Raw genomic sequence first — 425 nt, 5'->3', positions numbered from 1 at the left:
TGAATCCGGGAAAAGCAGCATTCTTCAAGCAATAGATATCGTTGCAAGCGGAAACATTCATAGAGTTGAAACTATAGGCTTGGATCGCATGATTAATATTGAGGCGGTTCAGGAATTCAATGCCAGTCAAAGAACTTATGATAACTTGCCTAAAATGATCATAGAATTATATCTTAATGGCGAATTCAGCTATGACGTTAATGGCAAGAACAACTCTGATGGGATCATTTGTGATGGAATCAGGCTTGTATGTGAACCGAATCCTGATTTCCAAAATGAGATAACAGAATCCTTAAAAGATCAGGATGATTATTTTCCATATGACTATTACAAGATTCGTTTCTCAACATTTGCGAATGAAGGATATACTGGCTATAAAAAGAAGTTACGAAGCATTTTGATTGACAGCACTAATATGAATTCGG

The 425-nt window shown here is 36.0% G+C and carries 1 pseudogene; it reads left to right on the top strand.

Annotation, left to right across the window (positions count from 1 at the left end):
* Window positions 1–425, top strand: a pseudogene (locus tag E5329_RS29435) (ATP-dependent nuclease); the annotation flags it as partial.

Origin of the sequence: Petralouisia muris, assembly GCF_004793545.1 — a bacterium.
Classification (GTDB): Bacteria; Bacillota; Clostridia; order Lachnospirales; family Lachnospiraceae; genus Petralouisia; species Petralouisia muris.
This window is presented reverse-complemented; position numbering and strand designations above follow the sequence as displayed.